This is a genomic window from Dyadobacter sp. BE31 (assembly GCF_031457695.1).
Taxonomy (GTDB): domain Bacteria; phylum Bacteroidota; class Bacteroidia; order Cytophagales; family Spirosomataceae; genus Dyadobacter.
Genome location: NZ_JAVDXA010000004.1, coordinates 125194 through 150472, shown reverse-complemented (window position 1 = coordinate 150472; position 25279 = coordinate 125194). Strand labels below are relative to the sequence as shown.

At 50.2% G+C, this 25279-nt stretch carries 19 protein-coding genes; 4 read left to right on the top strand and 15 right to left on the bottom strand.

Annotated elements, in window-relative coordinates:
* Window positions 1–29 precede the first annotated feature (29 nt).
* Both J2Y43_RS21350 and J2Y43_RS21345 read right to left on the bottom strand, forming a co-directional pair.
* Window positions 30–629, bottom strand: a complete 600-nt coding sequence (locus J2Y43_RS21350) for a gluconate 2-dehydrogenase subunit 3 family protein (protein ID WP_223403281.1) — start codon at window positions 627–629, stop codon at window positions 30–32.
* A 227-nt stretch (window positions 630–856) separates the two neighbouring features.
* On the bottom strand, window positions 857–1912 hold the full coding sequence (locus tag J2Y43_RS21345; protein WP_309987933.1) for an acyl transferase: 1056 nt from the start codon (window positions 1910–1912) through the stop codon (window positions 857–859).
* 51 nt (window positions 1913–1963) lie between these two features.
* Here J2Y43_RS21345 and J2Y43_RS21340 point away from each other — a divergent pair, with 51 nt between their 5' ends.
* The gene (locus J2Y43_RS21340) at window positions 1964–2518 is read left to right on the top strand and encodes a hypothetical protein (protein ID WP_309987708.1); all 555 of its coding nucleotides are present in this window, start codon (window positions 1964–1966) and stop codon (window positions 2516–2518) included.
* Window positions 2519–2522: 4 nt separating this feature from the next.
* Here the strand turns inward: J2Y43_RS21340 and J2Y43_RS21335 are convergent, their stop codons facing one another.
* A complete protein-coding gene (locus tag J2Y43_RS21335; protein WP_309987711.1) occupies window positions 2523–3806 on the bottom strand; it encodes a HAMP domain-containing sensor histidine kinase in 1284 nt (427 codons plus the stop codon).
* A 273-nt stretch (window positions 3807–4079) separates the two neighbouring features.
* Here J2Y43_RS21335 and hemA point away from each other — a divergent pair, with 273 nt between their 5' ends.
* Window positions 4080–5339 (top strand): glutamyl-tRNA reductase, encoded by a 1260-nt coding sequence (gene hemA, locus J2Y43_RS21330; RefSeq protein WP_309987713.1) that lies wholly within the window; start codon window positions 4080–4082, stop codon window positions 5337–5339.
* 259 nt (window positions 5340–5598) lie between these two features.
* On the opposite strand, the gene J2Y43_RS21325 is transcribed toward hemA, so the two are convergent.
* The 10 genes from J2Y43_RS21325 to J2Y43_RS21280 form a co-directional block, all read right to left on the bottom strand.
* On the bottom strand, window positions 5599–7389 hold the full coding sequence (locus J2Y43_RS21325) for an ABC transporter ATP-binding protein (protein ID WP_309987714.1): 1791 nt from the start codon (window positions 7387–7389) through the stop codon (window positions 5599–5601).
* 46 nt (window positions 7390–7435) lie between these two features.
* Window positions 7436–8779, bottom strand: a complete 1344-nt coding sequence (locus J2Y43_RS21320) for a DEAD/DEAH box helicase (RefSeq protein ID WP_309987717.1) — start codon at window positions 8777–8779, stop codon at window positions 7436–7438.
* 68 nt (window positions 8780–8847) lie between these two features.
* Window positions 8848–9390: a hypothetical protein gene (locus J2Y43_RS21315; RefSeq protein ID WP_309987719.1), complete on the bottom strand. Its 543-nt coding sequence runs from the start codon at window positions 9388–9390 to the stop codon at window positions 8848–8850.
* Between the two features lie 104 nt (window positions 9391–9494).
* The gene (locus J2Y43_RS21310; protein WP_309987720.1) at window positions 9495–10892 is read right to left on the bottom strand and encodes a glycosyltransferase family 39 protein; all 1398 of its coding nucleotides are present in this window, start codon (window positions 10890–10892) and stop codon (window positions 9495–9497) included.
* Between the two features lie 87 nt (window positions 10893–10979).
* On the bottom strand, window positions 10980–11621 hold the full coding sequence (locus J2Y43_RS21305; RefSeq protein ID WP_223403269.1) for a porin family protein: 642 nt from the start codon (window positions 11619–11621) through the stop codon (window positions 10980–10982).
* Between the two features lie 204 nt (window positions 11622–11825).
* Window positions 11826–12881 (bottom strand): hypothetical protein, encoded by a 1056-nt coding sequence (locus J2Y43_RS21300; RefSeq protein ID WP_309987723.1) that lies wholly within the window; start codon window positions 12879–12881, stop codon window positions 11826–11828.
* 24 nt (window positions 12882–12905) lie between these two features.
* Entirely contained in the window at window positions 12906–13820 is a 915-nt protein-coding gene (locus J2Y43_RS21295) for a hypothetical protein (RefSeq protein ID WP_309987725.1), read from the bottom strand.
* 8 nt (window positions 13821–13828) lie between these two features.
* Complete coding sequence (locus J2Y43_RS21290) at window positions 13829–14398, bottom strand: phosphoribosylglycinamide formyltransferase (RefSeq protein ID WP_223403266.1); 570 nt, start codon at window positions 14396–14398, stop codon at window positions 13829–13831.
* A gap of 134 nt (window positions 14399–14532) precedes the next feature.
* On the bottom strand, window positions 14533–15228 hold the full coding sequence (locus J2Y43_RS21285; RefSeq protein WP_309987727.1) for a hypothetical protein: 696 nt from the start codon (window positions 15226–15228) through the stop codon (window positions 14533–14535).
* A gap of 90 nt (window positions 15229–15318) precedes the next feature.
* The gene (locus J2Y43_RS21280) at window positions 15319–16200 is read right to left on the bottom strand and encodes a geranylgeranylglycerol-phosphate geranylgeranyltransferase (RefSeq protein ID WP_309987729.1); all 882 of its coding nucleotides are present in this window, start codon (window positions 16198–16200) and stop codon (window positions 15319–15321) included.
* A gap of 181 nt (window positions 16201–16381) precedes the next feature.
* Here J2Y43_RS21280 and bshA point away from each other — a divergent pair, with 181 nt between their 5' ends.
* Window positions 16382–17524, top strand: coding sequence for an N-acetyl-alpha-D-glucosaminyl L-malate synthase BshA (bshA, locus tag J2Y43_RS21275; protein ID WP_106598535.1), 1143 nt, complete (start codon window positions 16382–16384; stop codon window positions 17522–17524).
* A gap of 127 nt (window positions 17525–17651) precedes the next feature.
* Window positions 17652–17909 (top strand): DUF4834 family protein, encoded by a 258-nt coding sequence (locus J2Y43_RS21270; protein WP_309987732.1) that lies wholly within the window; start codon window positions 17652–17654, stop codon window positions 17907–17909.
* Between the two features lie 74 nt (window positions 17910–17983).
* Here the strand turns inward: J2Y43_RS21270 and J2Y43_RS21265 are convergent, their stop codons facing one another.
* Both J2Y43_RS21265 and carB read right to left on the bottom strand, forming a co-directional pair.
* A complete protein-coding gene (locus tag J2Y43_RS21265) occupies window positions 17984–22222 on the bottom strand; it encodes a T9SS type A sorting domain-containing protein (protein WP_309987733.1) in 4239 nt (1412 codons plus the stop codon).
* 154 nt (window positions 22223–22376) lie between these two features.
* Window positions 22377–25220 (bottom strand): carbamoyl-phosphate synthase large subunit, encoded by a 2844-nt coding sequence (gene carB, locus J2Y43_RS21260; protein ID WP_309987735.1) that lies wholly within the window; start codon window positions 25218–25220, stop codon window positions 22377–22379.
* Between the last annotated feature and the right edge of the window lie 59 nt (window positions 25221–25279).

Here is a 25279-nt window from a genome sequence, read left to right as displayed (position 1 = left end):
GTGGCGGCCCTTACTTGGTTGTTTGGGGATTACATTGCCCAGTTTTTCTGACCTGGTTTCAGGTCGATGCACCCGTCGTAACGACCCGGAACGGCAACGTATTCCAGCGCCTGGGTAGCGCCCGGCTCGGATGTGAAGTAGCCCAGCAGGGTCAACTCTTTCATCAGGCGGAAGAACGGCACACCGGCGTCGGTATATTCTTTGCCTGCTTCGGTATATTTTTTCTTTTCCTCACCTGCCTTCGCGAGCTCATCTTTCGCATTGGCTTCCATCTCTTTCAGGATCTTGGTTTGTTCTTCCGGTTTCGCTTTCAGAAAATCCTTCTTCTCCAACTCTGCCAGGCCCTTGTTAAAGCTTTCCTGATCTTTCGCCGCGTAGCAGTCTTTCAGCATCATTTCAATAAACTCACCCACTTTGGCGTCTTTTGCTCCCGGGGTATCTGTTTTTGGAATGATAATTTCAGCCACCTCCGACACAAGTGCCTTGCGGTCCGTGGAAAACGGAAAAGTCATTGCTGAGGCAGTCTCTGTGGAGGACTTACAGCCTTCCAGAAAAGCCAGCATGGTGGGCGCGGAGAGTGTGCCACCCATTAATAGTGCCACACGACCAAGGGCATCACGTCTTTTCATCTGATATACTTAATATAGGTTAACAATCCAAAGTGAAATTTCGCATTTGATAAATGCAATTTTGAACAGCCTGCTAATTTATGAAATATTCTGACTCATATGTTGGTTAGAATGATTCTATATAGGTGCCAGGGCTGTATCAGGCTATTTCAGAGGGTACTCGGAGGGATTAAATTTATATTAAAATGTAACCGGGCGGTTATGCGCAGCACGGTGATTCTAACGATTCAGAGGACCATTAAATTGCAGCCGCGGATATCCGAATTGTCGAAGCGGCCCATGACATAGAAGGTCCCGGGTTTTTCCCCGAACCGCCCAAGGTCCTGGGTTTCGATGAATGAGCAGCTATCGAGGTTGGCCAGGTCGATGACGTTGATGCCGCCGGTTTTGGACGAGCCGAGGTTATGGTCGCTGATCGCGAAAGGATCGTTGATATCGCGCAACAGGACGCGCATCGAATACCCGGGCACGAACAGGCCATCGCCATGCGAGTAGCCTTGCGAAAGAAGTTCGGTCATCCCGTATTCCGAATGGATCGCCGGCACGCCGAGGCTGGCGGTGAGGATGTCGTGAACCTCTTCTCTGAGCAGCTCTTTCCGCCGGCCCTTCATCCCGCCTGTATCCATCACCGTGAAATGACCGGTATTTTGGAGAAAGGAGAGGTCAAAACTGCTTTCGGCCAGGTCCAGCAATGCGAACGTAACACCCAGCAGCAGAATGCCTTTGCCATCGGGGTTATCGGCGAGGTAGCGCAGCCGATGCAGCATTTCGCCCGCGTTGTTAAGGTAAAACCCTGAATATTCGGATTCGCTCTCCTCAATAAAATGCTGCATCATATACACGAGCGAAGAGTTGTTTCGTTCAAGGTATGACGGTAGCAGGGCCAGGATATGATAGCGGTTCAGGTCGCCATAGTTATGCTGGAAAATACGATATGAAACGGCTTTGTAAAGCGGTTCGTCGTAAAGGTGATGATGGCTGGTAGTCTGGCCGGTTGTCCCGCTGCTCTGAAAAATAACTGACGCGTCGGAAGAATGCCCCGTAGCGACGCGATGATTCTTAAAAAACTGGATTGGAAGGAAGGGAATTTGGGTCAAATCGGCGATATGTGCCGGATCGACGCCCAGGTGCCGGATATATTCCCTGTAAACGGGATTATACTCGGCCTGAAAGCGGAAGACCCTGAGTGCAAGCGACTCAAAATCGGCCGGTTCGAAGGTCACGATCTGCTCCCGGAGCCCTGCCCGTATTTCGGCAATGGATTTATTGTTTTGAAGTTCCAATCCTCTTACTTTCGTAGATACTAAAAAAGCAAAGTTAAAAATAGAACTCATATGAAGCTGCAAGTTTCCTTGTTCATACTATTGGCGGTTGCATCGGCGAGTTGTGTCGATATTCCCGATTTCAGTGATACACCGGCGATTTACTATAACGGGGTTTCGCAGGATACGCAAATCGATAGTGTTGATGGAGCGCCGACGGGGGAAACAGAAGTTGTAACAATCACAGTTGATTTTGAGGACGGCGATGGTGACCTGGGCGCTACCAATGCGGAGGTACAGGACAGGGATGTTTTTACCAAAAGATATATGGATGCACCTGGCTGGAATCTGGAAGCAAATTACAGGCTGATAACAATGATTAAGCAAAAGAACGGCACATGGTCTGAAAGGATCATGAGCGGTGACTCATTCAAGTTTTTTCCAAGGTTGAAACTGGACGGGAAAGCCGGGCCGATCAAGGGTAAACTGGATTTGAATGCCCGTTTCTTTAAATCACGCAGTGCGGTTCCGACTACGGTAAAATTCAAAGCCAGCATTATCGACCGCGCATTCAGGGTCAGCAATGAAATCATGACGGATACCGTCGTAGTTCCGCTTCTGCCGTAATCTCCTAAGATTCTTCTATAATATCGGCATTCAGGATTATCCTGAATGTCGTTCCTTTTCCTACCTCCGAGGTTTTAACGAATAGCTTGCCGGCGTGGTAGTTCTCGATAATCCTTTTGGCGAGTGTTAATCCCAAGCCCCAGCCGCGTTTCTTGGTACTGAAACCAGGATTGAAGATTTTGCTTGCCTGTGCCTTGGTCATCCCTTTTCCGGTATCGGCAATGTCGATCCAGATTTCCTTCGCGCGGGGAGGCGCTTGCAGCGTAACATGAATTTCACCTACACCGCTCATCGCATCCACCGCATTCTTGCATATATTCTCAATCACCCACTCAAACAGGTTTTTGTTCAATAGGGTAGTTTGCTCTTCGGCAAGCTGGTTATGGACTTCGAATTTTACTTTGGAAGAAACCCGTTTTTCGAGGTAGTTGATAAAATGGGTCACAATATCCGCGATGGGTTCCTGCCGGAGCGTCGGAACAGACCCGATGTTCGAAAAGCGGGTCGTGATCATTTCAAGCCGTATTACGTCCTTTTCGATTTCCTCGGCGATGGACGGATCTATCGTCGGGTCGCTGCGGAAGTACTCCACCCAGGCCATGAGTGAGGATAGCGGCGTGCCCAGCTGGTGGGCAGTTTCTTTTGCTAAACCGACCCAAACCCGGTTCTGCTCGGCCTTCCTTGCCGAACTGAATGCGAGGTAGGCCAGGTAGCCGATCAGAAGCATCACCGAAAGCTGCAAAAACGGGTAGTAACGTAGCTGTGTAAGCAAAAACGAGTTGCTGTAATAGATTTTCCCCGCCCGGCCTTTGCCCAGCTCCACCGGGATGGGCGGATGTTCGAGTTTCATTTCTTCCAGCTTTTCCTGAATAATGCGTTCGCGCTCCTGGCGACTTATTTTGGCAGGGAATTTGATGTTCTTGTTGGGGTTCGGGATGTTGTTTTCATCCACGTAAATGGCCGGAATCTGGTAGAAATTCACGGCATCCTCAATGACCTGGTAAATCACATTGAAGTTCTCGTCCAGCGGACTGTTTACGACGTACCGCAAGCCTTCTGCATAAAGCTGCACTTCCCTTTCCTCCCGTTCTTCCAGCTCCTCTACCAGTTTGTCGGTATAAAACAACGAACCGATGCTGAGGATGAGCAGGATAATCCCGATCACGTATTTGTAAAAGCTTTTCTGGTCATAAGTATCCATCAACGAACGGCGCAAGCGCTGGCTGTTCAAAATGGCTACGGGGTGCAGCTTGAAACGTGGTTTTTCTTTTGGGGTTTCGCTGATCATTCCGGGTCGGGCACAATAAGCCCGATGTTAATGTTATAGTTTACAAATAACGCAAATAATTTAAGCTTAGTGGCTTCACGACCGTTTTTCATCACCCTCGCGGGTCAGCTCGGAATATGACGAAGATCATGTTTTCCGGCCTTTCCAGGGATGAAATTTGTATGACTTATGGCAGTTTTATTTAAATGCTTTCTAAATAAGTGAACGGTCATAGTTCCACATTCATATTATGATTTTTGTACAGTATTTTTGTGAATCGAATTAGACCAAGTGATGTATAACCAGTTCAAATCAGTCAGTTTATCACATCGGAATGCTCCTCTTGCTATCAGGGAACAGCTTGCATTGAATGAGGCGGAAGCAAAGAGCATGATGCTTCGTCTGAAAGATTTTTTCGATATCGCCGACGTTCTTGCCGTCTCCACCTGCAACCGCACCGAAATATACTACTCCTCCGCTACCGATCTTAACGAAGACATTATCAAGCTTTTGCTGATCGAAAAAGGAGTTGAGGACGTAGAAAGTTTTAAAGCATATTTCGAGCAGTTTTCGGAAGGCGACGCAGCGGTGCAGCACCTGTTCCACGTAGCCACGGGCTTGCAGTCGCAAGTGGTAGGGGATATGCAAATCCCGAACCAGATCAAGCATGCATACCAATGGTCGGCCGACCTCAATATGGCCGGGCCGTTCCTGCACCGACTGCTTCACACCATATTTTTCGCAAACAAACGCGTCGCGCAGGAGACATTCTTCCGTGATGGCGCTGCTTCTGTTTCCTATGCGGCCGTCGAATTGCTCGAAGGACTGATGCCAAATCCTAAAATCCTCGTGGTAGGATTGGGTGAGATCGGAACGGATGTGTGCCGCAACCTTTCGCAGAATACCAATGCGGAAGTAACACTCGTAAACAGGACCCGTAGCAAAGCCGAAGCACTCGGCGCGGAACTGGGTTTCCGGGTTGCGGATTTTGCAGATATTGAAACAGAAATTTCAAATGCCGACATTATCGTATCGTCCATTCAGCGCGAAGAGCCGTTCTTCACGAAGGAAATGATGGTACGCCTCCGCGGCATGTCGTTCAAATATTTTATCGACCTCTCGGTACCGCGCAGCGTGTCGCCGGAAGTGGAAGAAGTGCCAGGGGTAATGCTCTACACGATCGATTCGATCCGATCCAAAGCCGATGAAGCATTGCAACGCCGCCTCGACTCGGTGCCGCACGTGGAGGAGATCATTAACGAAGCGGTGGTCGAGTTCAACGACTGGTCGCGCGAAATGATCGTTTCACCGACGATCCAGAAGCTGAAAGGCGCACTCGAACAGATCCGCAAAGAAGAGCTGGGGCGTTTTACGAAAAACCTCACCGAATCGGAGCTGGAAAAAGTGGAACGCATTACCACCAGCATGATGCAGAAAATCCTCAAACTGCCGGTACTTCAATTGAAAGCCGCTTGTAAAAGAGGCGAAGCCGAAACGCTGATCGACGTATTGAACGACCTGTTCAATCTGGAAAAAGAGAAAGAAAGCCATTAATATCACATAGACCTCTTCCAATATCATTCTCCCGGATTCGCTCCGGGAGTTTTTTTATGCATAAAAAAGAGAGGGTGACATTCGCCACCCTCTCTATGTATTACCTTACCCTCCACAATAATTAAATTGTATCTTAAAATCCAGCCGCTAATGGCGTGCAACGCCGGGCGGTTTTGGATTAGTCGTTCGTCATCATGAAACGACATACGATGGAGGGATCTCTTTAGATCACCGACCCGAAAAAATATTTTAAAATTTTTCAAGCCTGGTCGCGGCCCATGGTTTCGAGCATCTTTCCGAGGTTCAGGCTTCGGGCCGAAGCATTGAAAATTTGCCTGTAAACGCCGTTTTGCTCATATAAATCTTCATGCTTGCCGGATTCGACGATCTGACCCTTTTTCATGACGTAAATTTGATCCGAATCCAGAATTTGTGCGAGGCTATGCGAAATGATCACGACCGTCCGGTTTTTCTTGATCGCGTCAAGGCTGTTTTTGATTTGCTCGGTGGCAATGGCGTCGAGACTGGCCGTAGGCTCGTCGAGGAAAATAATGGGTGGGTTTTTAAGGAAAAGACGTGCGATGGCAATGCGTTGCTGCTGGCCTCCCGAAAGCAGTTGCGCATCCGTTTCGTACCCATTCGGCAGTTCCATAATCTGCTCGTGCAAGTAGGCGCTTTTGGAGGCATCTACGAGTTCGTCCCGGGTAGCATCGGGCTTGCCGTACCAGATGTTTTCCGCAATGGAGCCTTTGAAAATGTGGTTCTTCTGAAGTACCATGCCAATCGCGTTCCGCAATGAGGACAGGTCGTAGGATTTTAGTGGTTTTCCATCCAGCAGTATCTCGCCTGTATCCTGTGCGTAAAAGCCTACGAGCAGGTTGATCAATGTGCTTTTGCCCGCGCCCGAGAGGCCTACCAATGCGGTGGTTTGTCCGGATTTGATTTCCATATTGATCCCCGACAGTGCTTTCGTACCATTGGGATAAGCAAACGACACATTCCGAAGCTGGTAATCGCCCTGGAATTGCGGCTTCACGGTTTCGCCGCTGGTTTCTACGGAACTGCTGGCGTCGAGAATATCGAAAAAGCCTTCGGAGTACGTCAATGCGTCGTTCATCTCGTCGTAAATGCGGTGCAGCTGGCGAATAGGGGCGGAGACGTTGTTGAATAGCAGAATATGGAACATGATGGCCCCGATAGACATCTGCTGGTTGAGCACAAGGTAGGCCGTCAGAATAATGATCAGTACCACACCGATTTGCTCGATAAAACTCTTGATACCGTCGTAAGTGAAGTTGGTTTTCCGCGTTTTGAGTTGCGAATCCATCAGCTCCATTTGCAGCCGGTATTGTTTTTCGCCTTCCAGCTTCTCGCGTACAAAGGATTTGATCACAATCACCGACTCGATCAGGTTAATGAGCCCATTGCTCTTGTTCTCACGCTGCCGTTTCAACTTCCGGCGCACACCTTGCAACTCGCCAGCCTGTTTGTAGCTTACCCAGAAATAGACCGGCAGAATGGCCAATGCAATGCAGCCGACGTAGAAATTGGCCGAAAACATAATGCCCAGCGCGACAACCGCATTGGCAAACAATGGCAGAATATCGATGAAGAAGTTCTGGATCAGTTTTGTAAGACTTTCCGCACCCCGGTCGATGCGGGTTTGCAGCTTGCCTTTCTGATTCTCATTATCGCTGAAAAATGCCAGATTGTATGTAAGAATGCGATTGACGGCATTCTGCGCGAGGTCGCTGGAAACTTTGATACGGATTTTTTCACCAAAATACCGCTGTCCGAAAACGATGAACGTGTTCACGATCTCTTTCACGAACAGTATCGCTGTGATTTGCAGCAGTAGCTCCTTGCCTTGCAGGATACCCCAGTGTTTGTCGAGCATCGACTGCACCGTGTCGACCGTATAGCGAAGTACCCACGGGTTCACCTGCGCCGTAATGGCGCCCAGTAATGTAAGGAATAATGCAAATGCGATTTGCCGGTGGTACGGCTGTACGAAAGGATGGAGCCTTTGAAAGATTTGCCAGATATTCATGCAAGGTCAACACGAAATCTGGCAAAATGATTTGAATATCTATGGCTTAACTATTTCTCTTGGGCTTGTTACCGGAGCGTTTGATAGGTCGCCCGTATTTGGCCATTTTTTCCTTCGCATGATCGCGGCGGATATTAACTTTCTGATTTTTAGCTTTCTTTTCGTGAAATGCCGGGCCTACGTCCTCGCGTTTGGGGCGTTTCAACTCAATGTTTTTCATGAAAACTTTCGGCTCTTCATCCGGCGTCAGGATTTCAGAAATTTTCAAGCCTTCGGGCAGCGGAAGAATGGGTATTTCAAAATCCATCAGCTCCTCGATCTGTTCCTGAAATGGCTTCTCTCGCTCGGTAATGAAGGAAATAGCGATGCCTTTCTGGTCGGCGCGACCGGTGCGGCCTATCCGGTGAATATAGTTTTCAGGGACTTCGGGAATGTCGAAATTGAATACATGCGACACTTCCGCCACGTCGAGCCCGCGGGCGATAATGTCGGTTGCGATCAGGATGCGGTAATTGCCTGCATGGAACTGCCTGATCGTGTTGAAACGGTGGTTCTGGTCCTTGTTGGAATGGATAACCCCGATTTTGTTCATATAACCGAGTTCCAACTGGCCGTAAAGCTGGTCGGCGAGCTTTTTGGTAGCTACAAAAATGAGCACCTTGTTCATTTCCTCGTGCCGGTCGAGCAGGAGGTCAAGCAAATTTACTTTTGTATAGAAATTGGGGACCTCGTAAGCCTGCTGCTCGATATTCTCCAACGGCGTGCCCACAGGAGCCGCCTCGATGCGCACGGGGTCATTGAAATAGGTCTTCATCAGAGCCTCGACTTCCTGGGTAATCGTGGCCGAGAAAAGCAGGTTCTGGCGGCGCTGCGGAAGCAAATCGAGGATGTTTTTCAGCTGTGGGCGGAACCCGAGGTTCAGCATTTCATCCACCTCGTCGATCACCAGCTTTTTGATGTTTTTACTTTTCAAAGAGCCATTCAACGCAAGGTCATATAAGCGGCCGGGTGTAGCCACCACCACATCAGCGCCTTCGTGCAACTCCGCCATTTGCACCTTGATATTCCCGCCGCCATACACGCCCACAGCTTGTAACGTAGTGTAAGCTGCCAATTTACGTACTTCTTCCAGCACTTGCACCACGAGCTCGCGCGTAGGCACGAGGATCAGCAATTGCGGCAGGCGATCTTTGGAATACTCAATCTGCCGAAGCGTGGGTAGTAAATAGGCGAATGTCTTGCCGGTACCGGTTTGTGCAATACCGCAGACATCTTTCCCGGACATCATAACCGAAAAGACCTTGTGTTGGATAGTGGTGGGCGTCGTATATCCCGCTTCTGAAAGCGCTTTCAGAAGCGGTTTGGTGAGATTTAGATCTTCAAAAGTCATAATACAATTTCTAAAAGACTACAAAGGTACGGCTAATCCCTTTGAACGCATTATGCAAGTCGTTTTATCTACTCGTGCGGGGAATGCGCGGCGCGCCTGAACAGCAATGCGGATCCCGCAAACAACCACGCAAAACATGCATGCAGGCCAAAGACGGCGGCCAATCCGTTCGCAAATGCAGGTGTGCCAATGGCCCAGGCTACCAATGGCACTAGTACCATTGCAAATGCCGTCGCAAATAATGCATGCGACATTCCCTTAGGTTTGAGCCGCGAGATCATTGCGCCTGCAAGTCCTACCAGCAATACTCCGAAATACATCATATTGGCAGGGTTATCGCCTAGAATGCCACCTACTGCCACATTCATCCAAACTAACAGCAATACGGCAGCGACGGCGAGCCCGAAAGCCAGTTGATAAGCCCGGTTACTCATTTTCTTCATGATGAGTAGCTCGTAGGCGATGCGTGCGCCCCCGAGTGCAAGTACAGACGCGAGGACAAAAACGCCCGGTTTCCAATGCCAGAGGGCAAGGCAGGTTAGTAGCAGCGGAACAAGCACGCCGACGGCCACAATATGCCAGGGCGACAATCTGGTGTTAATGGTTTGCATAAGGCAGGTGATCGTTTAAGTTTGACAATCCAAATTTATGAAAGTACTTTGTATTTCAAAGTAAAATTTGAAAACTATATTTCAGACCAATGTATATGGCGGATTTATAACTTGATCAGCACCTTGGATTGCACGTAGGAAGCCCTGGTATTCGGGTCCAGAAAGCGGAAATCGAGGATTCTCCTGGGGTATTCTTCACAGCTTCCGAGGATTTGCATGTCAGGCCGGATGGCCTTGAATTCCCCGACGAAGTTTTGGTGGGTATAAACCAGGCAGTTTTTCATACTAACAAGTTTTCCGAAGTCGTCCAGCTCGGTAACTTGTGTACCTGAGTAGAAGCGAAGGCTGTAAGGCGCCCCGGCCTGGTAACTGAACAGCCGTTCCTTAGCGGCCCCGTTTGCCCTGGCGATGATACCGAGCTTAGCGGGAGCCTGGTACTCGTAAATATTGGGATAAAAATAGGTGGTAAGTACGATGTTGGCCCCGATAGCGAACACCACGCAGCCGGCAATGAGCTTGTTACGGACCGATGAGAAGAAGATCAGCCAGGTGAGAACGCTGAGGAGCGCCATGAAATGGACCAGGCCGTAATAATTGTCGGCCGGGAAAGTGAACCACACCAGACAGAACAGCAGCGCGAGCGCCGCATATGCTGCTACCGCGTGTACATATGCGAGCAGGCCCGAGAATGTCTCCGGAGCACTCCGGAGGCGGCGGATCATGTAAGTTGCCGTAACGACCGCGGCTACCGGGTAGGCCATATACACGTCAAACGTAGCCCTGAACGGATTGATATAGCTGAAAATAAAAGGCATGATGATCGCGAGCAGGCAAATCAGTTCATGCTTCTGCTCCTGGACTACATCAGGAAAAATAATCCGCTGAACCAGATCGATCATCGCCAGGATGAAAAAAATCGTCCACGGGGAGAATGTTACCAGCAGCGTCAGCAAAGGGTCTACGGGCCACTGGTTGGTGCTGTCGGGGAAAGTGTTTTTAACGAATATCAAACCGGCGATGCCGAGGAGGGAAAGCAGCAGGTTGATTGCTTTCCGGCTTTCGATGTAGGCATTGATTTGCCACAATGCAAAAATGAAGCATGCCGCCAGATAACTGGAATCGCCCAGTTCATTGTTAACCAGGAATGTCGCTTGCGAGGTAGCCAATATCAGTACCGAAAGAATAGCAGACTCCGCACCTGCGAGGGCACGCGTGAGGCGGTAAGTGCAAAACAGGCTGAAAAGAATAGCCAGGAAACCGGGAATGTGCAGCGACAGCTGATTGATTCCGAAAAGCCGCATGGCTCCCACGGAGAATGAAATAATAGGCGGAGAAATACCCGTTTGATCAACGAAACGACCATTCTTTACCGCTTCGGCGGAGATAGCGGCTATTTGGGCAGACAAGTCTTCGGGAATCAGCATCAGCCATCCGATCATCCAGATCAGCACGGCGGTTCCCAGGCCCCATTTGGTAATTTTCAACAAATCCTTTTGAAGCATAGGCAGTGTGCGTTAAAACCTACCGGTAGCAAAAGTAAAGAAGGGCACTCAAATTTGGATGCCCTTCTCATCATGGATCATAGTGTGTCAGCGCGTACGTAGCCTTCCGGTATGCTTGTTGTAAGTGCCGAGCGGGAAGCTCAGCCCCACATTGATACCCCAGTTGTTGTTTCTGATCTTCGAATTGTCGAGCCTTGTCACATCGAGCAATCCGACGCCGTACCGTACATCGAAATTCAGCCATATCTTCTCTTGCAGGCGGTAGTTTAATCCACCACCAAAGGTAAGGCCGAGGTCGAACGGAGCGTAAACGCGGTTGTTAGAGTCGCCATTGATGTTGTTGCCGTTCTTATCCCTTGCGCCAACCAGGAAGTTGAGGTTGGGACCGAGGAAAATTTTAGGACGTACACGATCACCGTAACGTCCGAAAAAGAAGGTAGCCAGCAATGGGGCCTGGATGTAGTTTAGGTTAATCTCATTGGTTTTGTTGTTGATTTGCGCGCCGAGCTGCGTAAAAAGCAACTGTCCGCTGAAACCGAAGCCCGATTCGGAGCTATAATTGTAGAAGCCGCCAATGGTTAACCCTGGTTTCCAATCGGTGTTCGAGACATCGCCGCGGAAATTGGCAATTGATAACCCTACCAGCGGGCCGATGGAAACGTTTTCCTGAGCTTGTGCCCGCGAGCTACAAAATACGACTGCGAGCAGCAAAAAAATGCAATTTTTCATCTAAATGTGAGTTTGGGTGCGTCAATCCCACTAAACACAAATTATATGCCACTGGTGCATTTTGTGCCCCATTTTGCTTAACCAGCTAAACACTAGCATCGTGTGTGGCCATATTTATAAAATCACATTTAAATGAATGTTGAATATCGTGGAAAAACATCTACGCATTGTATACGTTTCCCGCAAAAAAACGGCTGTTTTCGGCTATTCATCGGAATCATCCTCGGGCTGATCGGGGATCTGGAAGGGTTTGAGATAGGCTTTGAGCTGTGACGGCACGAGCCAGTGTTTGTATACTTTTCTGATATTTTTGATCTCAGCCTTCAACTCGTTGATATTGGTATTGAATTTCGCGATAACGGTAACCTGGGAATTGGCGTGCTGATAGGGTAGGCCGCAAATGGCCGATACTTTTTGCTGTATCGCGATTTTTTGCTGATCCAGCTCCTCTACCTGCTGCCTCAGGATCTTGTTGTAATAGCTGAGTTGGTTTTTGTTGAGATTTTCAAGCCCGCTGCGGTCGGTCTGTTCGAGTTCCATTTGCAGTTTCAGCAGGTCGAGCAGATTGTTGGCCTGGTACGCCTTCGTAATGCGCTGCATGGTTTCGGTCTTGCGCAGTTTTTCGGCCTCATCGGTTTCGCGGTCGGGGTGGAAGGTCTTTACGAGCTCCATGTAAACGCTCCGCACAGATTTCGTGGTCTTTGCCTGCTGTGCTTCCCGTGTGCGCTGGTCCATGCGCTGTTCCCGTCTTTCCGCTTTAATGCGCTGCTGCTCTTCTTCCGGCAGTTCGTGAAAAGATATTTCCGGATCTGCCTCATATTCGCTTTCCAGCAAAAAAGCCGGGTCTTTGATGCGGGAAATCTCTCTCAGGCGCTCCTCTTCCAGCAGCACATCGATGTCTACCGGGCTGTATTTGTTAAAAACTGGTTTCAGCTCGTACTGCGCGTGATTTTTAATAAGGTCGTAGGCATTCTCGGTGATCAGGAAAGCCAGTTTGGTTTGATAGGCTTTCCGGAAATGGTCCGCTTCGTAGGTCCGGTCCCAGAGGTTGACAATGTCGGCCCGGCAAGCCTGGTACTCCCGTACGAGGGGATCCAGGTCGGATGGCATTCGCCGCAGCATTTCGTCATAAGCCTGTTGAAGGTCGGCGATCTGGCGGTCGAGTGCCTCGATCGTGTCGGAAAGCAGGTTAAACTCCTTTTGTTTTTTGTTGAGCGGTTTGTCTTGCTCGGGAATATGCAGGATGGCGGTGTCGGTCATGGTCAGTAAACAGCGCTCGCGGGATCACAGGTTCAGTTCCTGGTAGGAAATCAGTACTATTGCGGCTACCGCCAGCACAAGTCCCCATTTATTCAGCGTATTGAGGCGCTCTTTGTATAATACCCAGGCCGCGAGGGCCGAAACGAGCATGGTCAGGATATTATAGATCGGGAAAACATAAGCCGCGCTATTTCCGAATGCAGCAAGCGCGAGCAACAGAAAATAGAGTGATAAAAAATTGGGCACGCCAAGCACCAGCCCGCCGACGACGCTACGGAGTTTCAGTGAATGGCCGTGCGCAATAATGCGGTAAATGAGGATCGAAGTGCCGATCACCACAGCGCCGAAGCACGCGATGATCATGAAAACGGTGATCTGCCCGGCAGGATAGTACTTGGAGGACAAGAAGTTGATCAGCGTATTGTTCGTGCCCGTGGCAAAGAATGTCAGTATGGGTAAAATCCATAATGCCTGCTTCGCGGTTTGCGCGGTACTTGCCGCATCGGACGACTTCGGCGTGCGCTGGATTGCACCTAACGCCAGTGCGACGAGCGCAAGCACGAGCCCTAGGTAGTTGAGCGCGGTAAAGTCCTTATTGTTATTCCTGAAAACAAACAGCCCGAAAAGCACCGGGATCACCAACGACATATTCCCCGCCAGCGACGTGGCCGTCACACTCACTTTTTGCGCAGTAAGCCCGATGAGCATAAATGCCGTTACAAACATGGCTCCAAGTGCCATGGTGAGGACCGTTCCCTCCGAAGTCCATTGCACTTGCGTGAACAGGCCGAGATCGGGCGTCAGAACGAGGCCGGTAAGCACACAGGAGTAATAGTTGAACACCACCGCATGGAACGAATCCACCCGATAGCGCGGGTAAGCGCGCATGATCAGGTAGAGCATTACCGTGAAAACAACCGCTAGCAGGAAGAACAGCATGGCGCGGCTTACCTTCCAGTGAGGATTTCGTCGATCACACGCGGGTAATGCGCGTATTCGAGTGCGTGCACTTTGCGCGCAACGTCGTCGGGCGTATCACCGGGTGCGACCTCGCATTTAGCCTGGAAAATGATGTCGCCCTCGTCGTAATGCTCGTTCACATAATGGATCGTGATGCCCGATTCGGTTTCGCCCGCATTTACCACCGCTTCATGCACAAAATGCCCGTACATGCCCTTCCCGCCATATTTAGGCAGCAATGCCGGGTGGATGTTGATCATTTTGTTGGGGAATGCTTCCACCAGCACCGGTGGCACGAGCATCATAAAGCCTGCGAGTACCACGAGGTCGATCCCTTCGTTTTGAAGAATCTGGGGGATTTTTCCCGTGTGGTAAAAGGTTTTCCGGTCAAAGAACACAACCGGAACCTGCAATTTGAGCGCCCTTTTGATCACTCCGGCCATGGGGTTGTTAGTGAAAATCAGCGACACATCCACGTCGTCGCGGCCCGCGAAATGCTCGCAGATCTTTTCGGCATTGGATCCCGAACCGGAGGCAAAAATGGCAATTCTCTTCATTATTAAGCGTAGTTGATATATGATAGATAAGGAGTATCCGTGAAAAAATACCCGGACAAAGCTATAAAAAGAACGGCTTGCCGACGAACCGGAAGCCGTTCTTTATGGAAATGTTAATATTGAGTTGCCTGATATCAATAGATTTTGGACAGTTCACTATATCCCATCAGTTTCCCTTTGCGGTATGTCTCGGTTTTGAGGTCCCATACTACGCCGGGGGCACGGTACGAAACGCTCTGCATTTCCATTTTAACCGGAAAGCCCATGACCATTTCCATGTTCATATCCGAATTGATTTTGTAAACATCGTAAGTGCCCGCCGCGATGGTGAGCTTTTCCTGGCCCGCCACCGTGCGGTTTTTGATAAACATATTAAAAACCACCGGCATCGGCCCCGACTTCCCTTCACCTTTGACAGCCGCGTCTTTCAACTTATCGCCAACCGAAAGTTTGGACGGGATTTCGATATTCTCATAGGTAAATTTCATTTCCATGTTCTGAAACGATTTCAGTTGCTCCTGGTTAATGAGCGAGGCCGCATCAAGCGTCAGCACATTCCCGTCGCATTTCATCTGGTAAGTGTTTTTGAGCTCGGATTTACCTTTCGTGTTGAAAGATTCCATATCAATCGTTACCACGGTGTTGCTGCCTTCCTTGGCTACTTTGGCGATTTTATAGGTGAGCTTGCCCAGCGCCTTGCCTTTGCCGTCGTAGTTGTTCATCTCGAATCCTCCTCCTTCTTTGAAGGCAAAACCTGCGCATTCCTGGGCATAGGCCCTCAGACTGAGCATCATCAGGCAGACGATGCTCCATAGAAGTAACTTTTTCATATCGGTAACAGCGATTTAGTTTTGGGGTGATCAAATATAACTTTTCAACCGGTTAATTAAACGGCGTGAAGCGTTAAATTAATCGGTGCGTCAGGTCCAGATCATGGTGATCAGGCCAAGCAGCATGATGATCTTGCAAAGGCTGCTGATATCCTTGAAATCACGACGGGTGTCGGCCTGGTACAGGCGCAGCACAAGCAATGCGATCGGGATCAGGAGCAGCAGGAAGAGGAGGGTGAGCAGGTTGTTCTGCAATGCGCGCGCCATGACGAACAGCGTGAGTACAAAAACGATGATAACCGAATACAGGAATGTTTTGGTCCGGCGGATGCCCCAGATGATCGGCAGCGTGCGGCAGCCGTGCGCTTCATCGCCGCGAATGTCTTCCATGTCTTTCACTACCTCGCGGATCAGCGAAATGAAAAACGAAAATACCGCGTAAATGAACACCAAATGCCGGTTGGCCGGGTAATGCACGGTGAGTATGAGCAAGGTAAGTCCCGTGAGCAGCGAAACGATGAAGTTACCGATGAACGGCAGCCGCTTGTAGCGCTCGGAGTAGAACCAGAGCAACGTGATCGAGAATACGTTGATAATGAAGACGTACGGGCTGGCCACCAAGCCGAGTACGGCGCCGACGACATTCAAAACCTGGTGCGCGCCCATGGCCCAGCGGCGTTTCAGGTAACGGCCCACCACTACTCGTTCAGGCTTGTTGACGATGTCGATCTTGACGTCGAAATAGTCGTTGATAATGTAGCCGGCAGCAGCAATACAGACGGTCGAGAGCGAGAGCACGAACATATCGATATCCGTCACGATCGCTTTCCATTCATGGCGCGGGCCGATCAGCAGGATGCGTGTAAGGTACTGTGTGAGGGCCACAATGACGAGGTTGGTCATGCGCACAAGACGCGCACTCCCGGTGACATAATCCCACGTTGTGATCTTGGGTCTGGCCGACACATTCATGAAGTTTGACGCTGGAAAAAGAAGGTTTAGGCAATAAAATTATTCATTTTATCCCATTAACGACAATTCTTCACTTCTTTATCCATTTTTGGGATAAAAAAACTGCATTTGTTGTTAGCTATTTCGAGCCGTTATCCGGACGGTTGTTGATCCCGGACATTCAACCATTTGCTGACCTATTATGAAAATTGGTATCGTATGCTATCCTACCTTCGGAGGAAGCGGTGTGGTAGCTACCGAGCTTGGAAAAGCGCTTGCGAAAGCCGGCCACCAGGTTCATTTCATTACCTATTCCCAGCCTCAACGACTGGACTTTTTTAATGAGAACCTCTATTATCATGAAGTAAATATACCTGCCTATCCTCTGTTCCAGTATCCGCCTTACGAGTCGGCGCTGTCGAGCGAAATGGTGCATGTAGTGGCCAATGCGGGCCTGGACTTACTTCACGTACATTATGCGATCCCGCACGCGTCGTCGGCGTACCTCGCAAAGCAGATCCTCGCCGCGCAGGGCATTCACATTCCGGTGATTACCACCTTGCACGGCACCGATATCACCCTGGTGGGAAAAGATCCTTCCTACGAGCCGGTGGTAACGTTCAGTATCAACCAGTCGGACGGCATTACTGCGGTTTCCGACTCACTCAGAAAAGACACCTACGATCATTTCAAGATCACCAAGGATATTGAAGTAATTCCCAACTTCATCGATCTCGACCGCTTCAACAGGCAGAAGAAGGACCATTTCAAACTTGCTATTTGTCCTAACAACGAGAAGCTCATCGTCCATACCTCCAATTTCCGGAAGGTCAAAAGGATCGACGACGTGATCATGATCTTCGAAAAGCTGCGCAAGCTGCTGCCGAGCAAGCTGCTCCTCGTAGGCGACGGCCCCGATAGGATGCGCATCGAACGCCTGTGTAAGGATTTGGATATGCTTTCGGACGTCCGTTTCCTGGGTAAGCTGGATGCGATCGAAGAAGTGCTCTCCGTGGCCGACCTGTTCCTGATGCCTTCCGAATCCGAAAGTTTTGGATTGGCTGCACTGGAAGCGCTGGCTTGCGAAGTGCCTATCATTACGTCCAATGCAGGCGGCTTGCCCGAATTGAATGTGCATGGCGTAACCGGCTTCCTGAGCGACGTGGGTGACGTGGAAGACATGGTGAAGCATGCTGCATACATCCTCGATGACGCCAACCTGCCTACCTTCAAAGCGAATGCACTGGCCCGCGCCCGCGAATTCGATGTGGCAAAGATCCTGCCGCATTACGAAGCCTATTATGAGCGCGTGGTGGAGAACAGCAAGGCGGTCGACCTGGCGTAAACGACCGCTGGTAAACGGATAGCACCGCTCAGTTCCCGGTTTCGTCTTTCATGCGGTTTTCCTTATATTCGTGTGCTAATTATGTTAGGTTTACGTTATTGATTGAGGTAAAAAACATTGTTGAAAGATGAAAGTGCTATTTAATATATTATTCATATTCCTGCTCCTGATTGCATTCGTGCCGTTTTTCCGGCGCTTCCTTTTCCACCTGCTGGTGGGCAGGCAGCTGATCAAGCAGCAGGAGAAAGCATACCGCGCGCAGCAGCAAGCCGAGCGCGCCCGTACGAAACCGGGAGGTATCCGGGTCGACAGCGCTCCGCAGAGCAACAGCGAGTCATCGAGGTTCAAAGGCGGCGAGTATGTGGATTATGAAGAAGTGAAATAAAAAGATTTAGAAATCGATATAATGCAAGAAGCCCGGAGCGATCCGGGCTTCTTTTGTTTTGGTATAAATGTGTTTTACTGCTTGATGACCCTGAATGTGGCCTTCCTGCCTTTGGCATCGATGTGGAGCAGGTAAATGCCGCTCGGAAGGTTGCGGATATCCAGGCGCTCTTCGTGCTGACGGGTTTTAAGGGTACGGACTATCGCGCCGCTTTGGGAGATAAGCTGTATCGTTTTATCATCACCATTTTTCGATTTTACTGTAAGAATATCCTGAACAGGGTTAGGTGCGACGACAACCTCAAATCCGGGTGCACTCGGCTCCGTTCCCGTTACGATTTCCACTTTCACGGTCGAAGGAGACTCGATAATCCCATTACCGCAGCCATTGGAAACGCTGAACAGGCGATAGTACTGGCTGGGGGATGCCTGGAAGAGTTCGATAACGTCGGTCGGCCTGGACGACTGACGGTTCATTACATTCGCATCCGTACCAAAACGATAATACCAGGGCCCGCCGCCTTCAAGTAGCACTGTGATTTTGGGATTGTTGATACCATCGAAGATCACGCTTTCGGATGCGAAACGGGCTTTGGCTTTTTGCATTGCTACAACAGGCGTTGCGTATGCACCGCTGCCGGTGTTCGGGTCGGAGGCGGCCAGGCGAATGCGGTATTGTGCATTCGGAGTCAGATCGACGGGTAATATGGCCTGGATTTTGGAGCCTGCGATCGTTGTTATGTTGCGGAAATTCCTGCCGGTACTGTCCGAAATCTGTGCGGTGAATATGTTGCCGGCGGAAAAACTACCCGCGGTTTTGTACTCAATCGCGATGGTATCGCCTGTACACATGCTGAAACCGGACTTCGACGTGAGCGCTGTGACCGTCACGCTCCGTTCGGAAGGCGGATTGACTTCGACCGTCGCCGAGCCGGTGGCGATTCCGTTCCCACACGCATTGGTGATGGAGGCAATGGTGTAGGTGGTTGTTTTGCCGGGTGAAACTTTGATGTAATTAAGTGCCCCGACGCCGGTGTAAATATTTCCCTTGGTACCGTCCGATAATGTAAAATTGGGAACATCTGCATTGTACTTATTAGAGCGTATCACCAGCTGCGTACTTTCGCCGCTATTGATGGTGGTGCTGCCGAGAAGCGTTACGTTGGGCTTGGTAGTGACGCTTACACTCAGATTGGATGTAAGATTATATTTTGGGACCGAACAGACAATCGTGTAGTAGCTTCCGGGCAGTGTATTGGGCAGCCTCAGTGTGATATTGCCTTTAAGTGTACGGGTGGAATCGAGCCGGATCGTGTTGTTATTGCTTTGATCCATGATCGAGAAGCGGATGTATCCATCCGCCAGGTCCACGTCGCCCATCAACTCGTAGTTAACGACGATCGAACCGCCCTCACATACACTCCACGATGCGGTATTGGCGGTAAGTTTCGGATTGACGGCAACATCCACCTTGCCTGTCGCCGTGCCGTAGCCGCATACATTACTTACCGAAAGAATGCTGTATTGCTGACTTTTGGTAGGGTAGACGTACCAGCTCTGTTCGCCGCTAGACAATTCCTGGCGGGTATTGTTACTGTAAATGGCAATAATCGGTGCCGCGCCTTCTGCACGGACGCGCAATGCGACGCTTTGCCCGGCGTCGACCTTTACCGGGGTTCCCTGCGAATTTTCTGCCGTGAGCGTGGTGGTCGCCGGTGTGGAAATCTGAATGCCCAGCGGGTCGGACATAGAGCCGTCAGACGACACGATGCGCAAGCTGTAATAGCCGGTTGAAAGCTCGCGAGGAACTGTCGTGCTGAACTGCTTCCCTTTTTGACCGGTTACCAGAGTCTTGAAGTCGACCGTATTTGCGGGAGCGATCTCGAGTGAATAGATGGCGTCAGGGGTTTCAACGCCGGAAGTGATGTCGAAAGAAACGGCCAGCGGCGACCCGGTGCAATATACCTGGGATTGCAACGATGAAAATTGGATAAAGCCCGGCATAGCCCGAATGTAGGTCGTTTTGTCGACAGGAAAAGTGCCGCATGCATTGGTAGCCGATTTTACCACGTAGGTTGTTACCTCGCCAGGTTTCGGAGTGATGTAAACTGTGTTGGAATACTGAGCGAAAACGGCATTCTTTTCCACGCCGTTCTCCGTATAGCTCATACTTTGGATCGGGGAATTGGCCGATAGATAGAGCTGCGCGCCACTCTGGCTGATCACATAGCGCTGAGGTTCTTCCGGTCGTGTCTGCGGCGAAAGGGAGAATTCGGTGAGAGGAGTGTTCAGCCTGATGCGCTCGGAGTTGCTGAACAGTACCGGGTTCGACGACGCGATGCGAAAGTCGATTTCGGATGAATAGTACTCTGAAACAGCCACTTTTACCTTATACTTGCCGCCTTGCTCGACCACAGTTAAGGCTTTGAAATCGCAGCACGGCTGGTTGGATTGAATGCTGAATTTGTTTCCCGAGCCAAATTGTCCCAAAGTGCCGAATATGATTTCCAGGCTATCGTTGTTACAGATGGCATTTTTGAGGGGCTCAAGATAAATGGTTGGCTCAGTGGTAGGTTGGTATTTCAATGTCAGGGTCGGGGGGGTGCTATTTTTAAAACAACCGTTCGAAACCGATTTGACCTTATACTCAGTGGTTTGCTTCACAAACAATTGCTTCGCGTCGAAGCTTCCCCACTCTGATGTCCTGATCGTACCGTCCGATTCTTCCACGGTATAAGGCCCTCCGCCATCCAGAATATAGCCGATCGTCATGCGCGTCGGCACATTGAATGTTGTCGAGCCCGAATATGTGCTGTATCGGATGGCCGGCATACTCTGAATCACCAAATTAGAAGAAAACTGCGATTGGAGATTTGGATTGGTCGTAACGATCTGGTACTGGGCATAATAGAAAGTGCCGTGCGTTGGCGGCAATGAGAATTCGAGGTAATCGCCCGACCGTTTGGCGTCGACATAGTAATGAGGATTACTACCTGAGCTGACCCCGATTTTGAACTTGGTGGCGTCGGTAAGCGCTGCACTGCTTACAAACTTGACGCGCATAGTCGGCGCTGCACAAATCGTTTGCGTGCCGTCGGCAAACCGGATTCCCGGCCTGACTTTGATCTGCACGACCTCGGGATCACTCACATTCACTGTACCGCAGCCCGAAGTGACTGTCTTGATACTGTAATTCTTGTCGCCGGTCGGGGATAGCTGGAAAGATACATCGCCATAGGAGGAAGTCGCTTTGCTGCCGTCGGTCAGTTCTACGGAAAACGGCGGTACTCCATATGTTTTTACATACAGGGACATAGTTGAGTTGATGTCCACTGTTTGGCTGGCCGTGCTGAAAGTAGCGCCGGTTTTGGGATAAATGCTCAAAGAAGTGGGCGCTACGGACGAAACCGTGGAAGGATTGTCCGTGATTACCTGCACGCTGAATTGCACACTGTTGGATAATTTGAGGCGGTCGGGGAATTTGCCGACGAGAAGATCGCCCTGCAAGGTGGCGGGAACTTCGACTACCCTGGGGGCGCCTGCGGGATAGGTTTCCCGGAAACGCAACCGGTAGCGGGTTTGAGCGGTGAACGCAGTTCCGAGCGTTGAGAATGTCACTTTTACGTCGCTGTTCTCGCAAATTTGCGTAGGCGAAACGGAAACGGCCTTAATAGCTGTCGTGTTGATGACAGGCTGGTAGCGGCCGCTGACTTGCATGGCGCCGCAATTGTTCTCTGCGTGTGCGATGGTGTAAACCGAAACGGTCCCCGGAATAATGAGTGACTGAGTTGCAGAAAAACCGACTTGATTGCCGTAAAAGCTGAACCTGCTGCTGTCGTTCAATGTCACCCGAATTTCTCCCAGTCCTATCCCTGAAAAATTGATGGGCACCGTGTCGAACGTATTGATCGTGTCGCGGGTATTGCCGGGATTCAGAGTGAGGCGCCCTTTGGTGAGCACATTAATGCTGTACGACCAGTCACTCTGTGTTTTCGGTGACGATGCCACTGCCCGGAGCTGAATAGTGGCGTTGCCATAGGCGAGAGAATCATTGAGTACGAATTCCAGCTTGCCGTTGTTCAGCGTCGCCGGTACTTCTTTGAGCACGGTGGAAGTTTCGGCCTTGCGGATCTGCACCGAATACTTGTTGTCGGCGTTGAATGTGCCCGAAGTATTAATACCGAGCCGGAAGGTCGAGTAAAGGCAAGCTGAACCGAAATCGTTATAATTGAGAGAGATAGTTGGTGTCTGTGCAAATGCGGCTGATACAAAACAAAGCCACATTGCAAGAACGCAAGCGTAAAACTTAAACATGTAGGGGAGTGGTTACAATAATTTTCCGAAAATAGCACATAATATAGAATATGTTAGGAGAATGTGACCACTATTTTATTCTTGTTTACACATGCATTTAAATGCAAAAAGCCCCGGATTTCTCCGAGGCTTTGCGTATTGCTAATTGCTATTCTTACCGGCTAAGGTAAAGATTCCTTTCGCCGTAAATTTTCTGGAAGAATTCGTCTTCGAGATCTTTGATGAAGTAGATCGCTTCACCGGTCGATTTCATTTCAGGGCCGAGTTCCTTGTTCACATTCGGGAATTTGTTGAATGAGAATACAGGGATCTTGATCGCCCAGCCGTTTTTGACAGGTTTGAAATCGAAATCCTTCACCTTCTTGTCTCCCAGCATCAGCTTGGTAGCGTAGTTCACGTAAGGCTCCTGGTAAGCCTTGCAAATGAACGGTACGGTACGCGAAGCACGTGGGTTCGCTTCGATCACGTACACGACGCCGTCTTTCACTGCGAATTGTACGTTGATCAACCCTTTTACGTTCATCGCCAGTGCGATTTTGCGGGTATGCTCTTCAATCTGGCGGATTTCGTCGGCTGTGAGGTCGAAAGGCGGCAATGCAGCGTGCGAGTCGCCGGAGTGGATACCCGCAGGCTCGATGTGCTCCATGACACCGATGATGTAAGCGTCTTCGCCGTCGCAGATCGCGTCTGCTTCTGCCTCCAACGCGCCTTCGAGGAAGTGGTCAAGGAGAATGTTGTTGTCCGGAATATCGTGCAGGATTTTCACCACGTGCTGTTCCAGCTCCTTCTCGTTGATCACGATTTTCATGCTCTGTCCACCCAAAACGTAGCTCGGACGAACCAGCAATGGGAAGCCCAGCGTGCGTGAAAGTTCCACCGCAGCGTCGGAGGTTCTTACGGTACCGAATTTCGGATAAGGGATGCCGAGCTCTTCGAGCAGCGACGAGAACCGTCCGCGATCTTCTGCCCAGTCGAGTGAGTGGAAGTCGGTACCGATGATTTTGACACCATATTTTTCCAGTTTCTCAGCCATTTTCAGAGCAGTCTGACCACCCAGCTGAACGATCACGCCCTCAGGCTTCTCGTGCTCGATAATGTCGAAAACGTGCTCCCAGAAAACGGGTTCGAAGTACAACTTGTCGGAGATATCCGGGTCAGTCGAAACGGTTTCAGGGTTACAGTTAATCATGATCGTTTCGTAACCAGCCTCTTTTGCAGCCAATACGCCGTGTACACAAGAGTAGTCGAATTCGATACCCTGGCCGATACGGTTAGGTCCTGAGCCCAGTACAACCACTTTCTTACGATCGCTCACAACAGACTCGTTGTCAGGGAATTCCTGCGAGGTGTTGAAAGTAGAGTAGTAGTAAGGTGTTTTTGCTTCGAATTCAGCCGCGCAGGTGTCAACGCATTTGTATACGCGATTGATGCCCAGTGCTTTCCGGCGATCGTACACTTTGCTTTCTTTGGTGCCAAGCAAATGCGCGATCTGGCGGTCGGCGTAGCCTTTTTGTTTCGCTGTCAAAAGAAGGTCTTTCGGCAGGTCTTCCAGGTCAAATTTCTCGATCTGGTGTTCCAGCTCGATCAGCTCTTCGATCTGTTTAAGGAACCACGCATCTATTTTAGTAAGGTTCTGGATCGTTTTGAACGATAGACCTATTTTGAATGCATCATAAATGTGGAACAGACGGTCCCAGCTAGGATGTGCCAGGCTGTGCTTGATCGCTTCCTGGTCGCGGAGCTCGCGGCCGTCGGCACCAAGGCCATTGCGGCGGATTTCCAGCGACTGACAAGCTTTTTGCAATGCTTCCTGAAAGTTCCGTCCGATACCCATCGCTTCACCTACCGACTTCATCTGAAGACCCAGTGACCGATCTGCACCTTTGAACTTATCGAAGTTCCATCGCGGAACTTTCACGATCACGTAATCGATCGAAGGTTCGAAGAATGCGGATGTGCTGCCGGTGATCGGGTTAATGAGCTCGTCGAGGTCGTAACCGATCGCCATTTTCGCAGCGATTTTCGCGATAGGATAACCGGTTGCTTTCGAAGCCAGAGCCGATGAACGAGATACGCGCGGGTTGATTTCGATCGCGATGATCTTGTCGTCAGCAGGATTTACCGAGAATTGTACGTTACAGCCACCCGCAAACTTGCCGATACCATTCATCATTTTGATCGAAAGGTCGCGCATTTGCTGGTACAATGTATCCGGAAGCGTCATGGCAGGCGCCACGGTGATGCTGTCGCCGGTATGCACACCCATCGGGTCGAAGTTCTCGATCGAACAGATGATGATGAAGTTACCTTTGCTGTCGCGGAGGAGTTCGAGCTCGTATTCTTTCCAGCCCATTACGCTTTGCTCAACGAGTACCTCGTGTACAGGCGATGCGTGCAAGCCGTAGTTCAGCGCTTTGTCGAAATCCTCTTCTTTTTCCACAAATCCACCTCCCGTACCGCCAAGGGTAAATGATGGGCGAATTACCAGTGGGAAGCCGATTTCCTGTGCGATCTCTTTTCCTTCGAGGAAAGAGCGGGCTGTGCGGCCCTGGCACACATTCACGCCAAGTTCGAGCATTTTCAGACGGAATTTCTCCCGGTCTTCGGTCGTTTCAATCGCTTTGATATCCACACCGATAATATCCACCTCGTACTTTTTCCAGATACCTGCCTTATCACAATCGATAGCCAGGTTCAACGCCGTTTGGCCTCCCATGGTAGGAAGTACCGCGTCGATGGGCCTGCCCATCGCCTTGTGTTTTTCCAGAATCTCAACGATGTACTTCTTTTCGAGTGGCAACAGGTACACATGATCTGCACTGATAGGGTCAGTCATGATGGTTGCAGGATTGGAGTTGATCAGAACTACCTCAATCCCCTCTTCGCGTAGTGAACGGGCTGCCTGAGAGCCAGAATAGTCAAACTCGCACGCTTGACCGATGACGATGGGGCCTGAACCGATAATCAGAACGGATTTGATACTCGTATTTTTGGGCACAGTAAATGGTAATTTGTAGAAATGAAGGAAATACTTGAACAACTTTTGGCAGTTGCCTG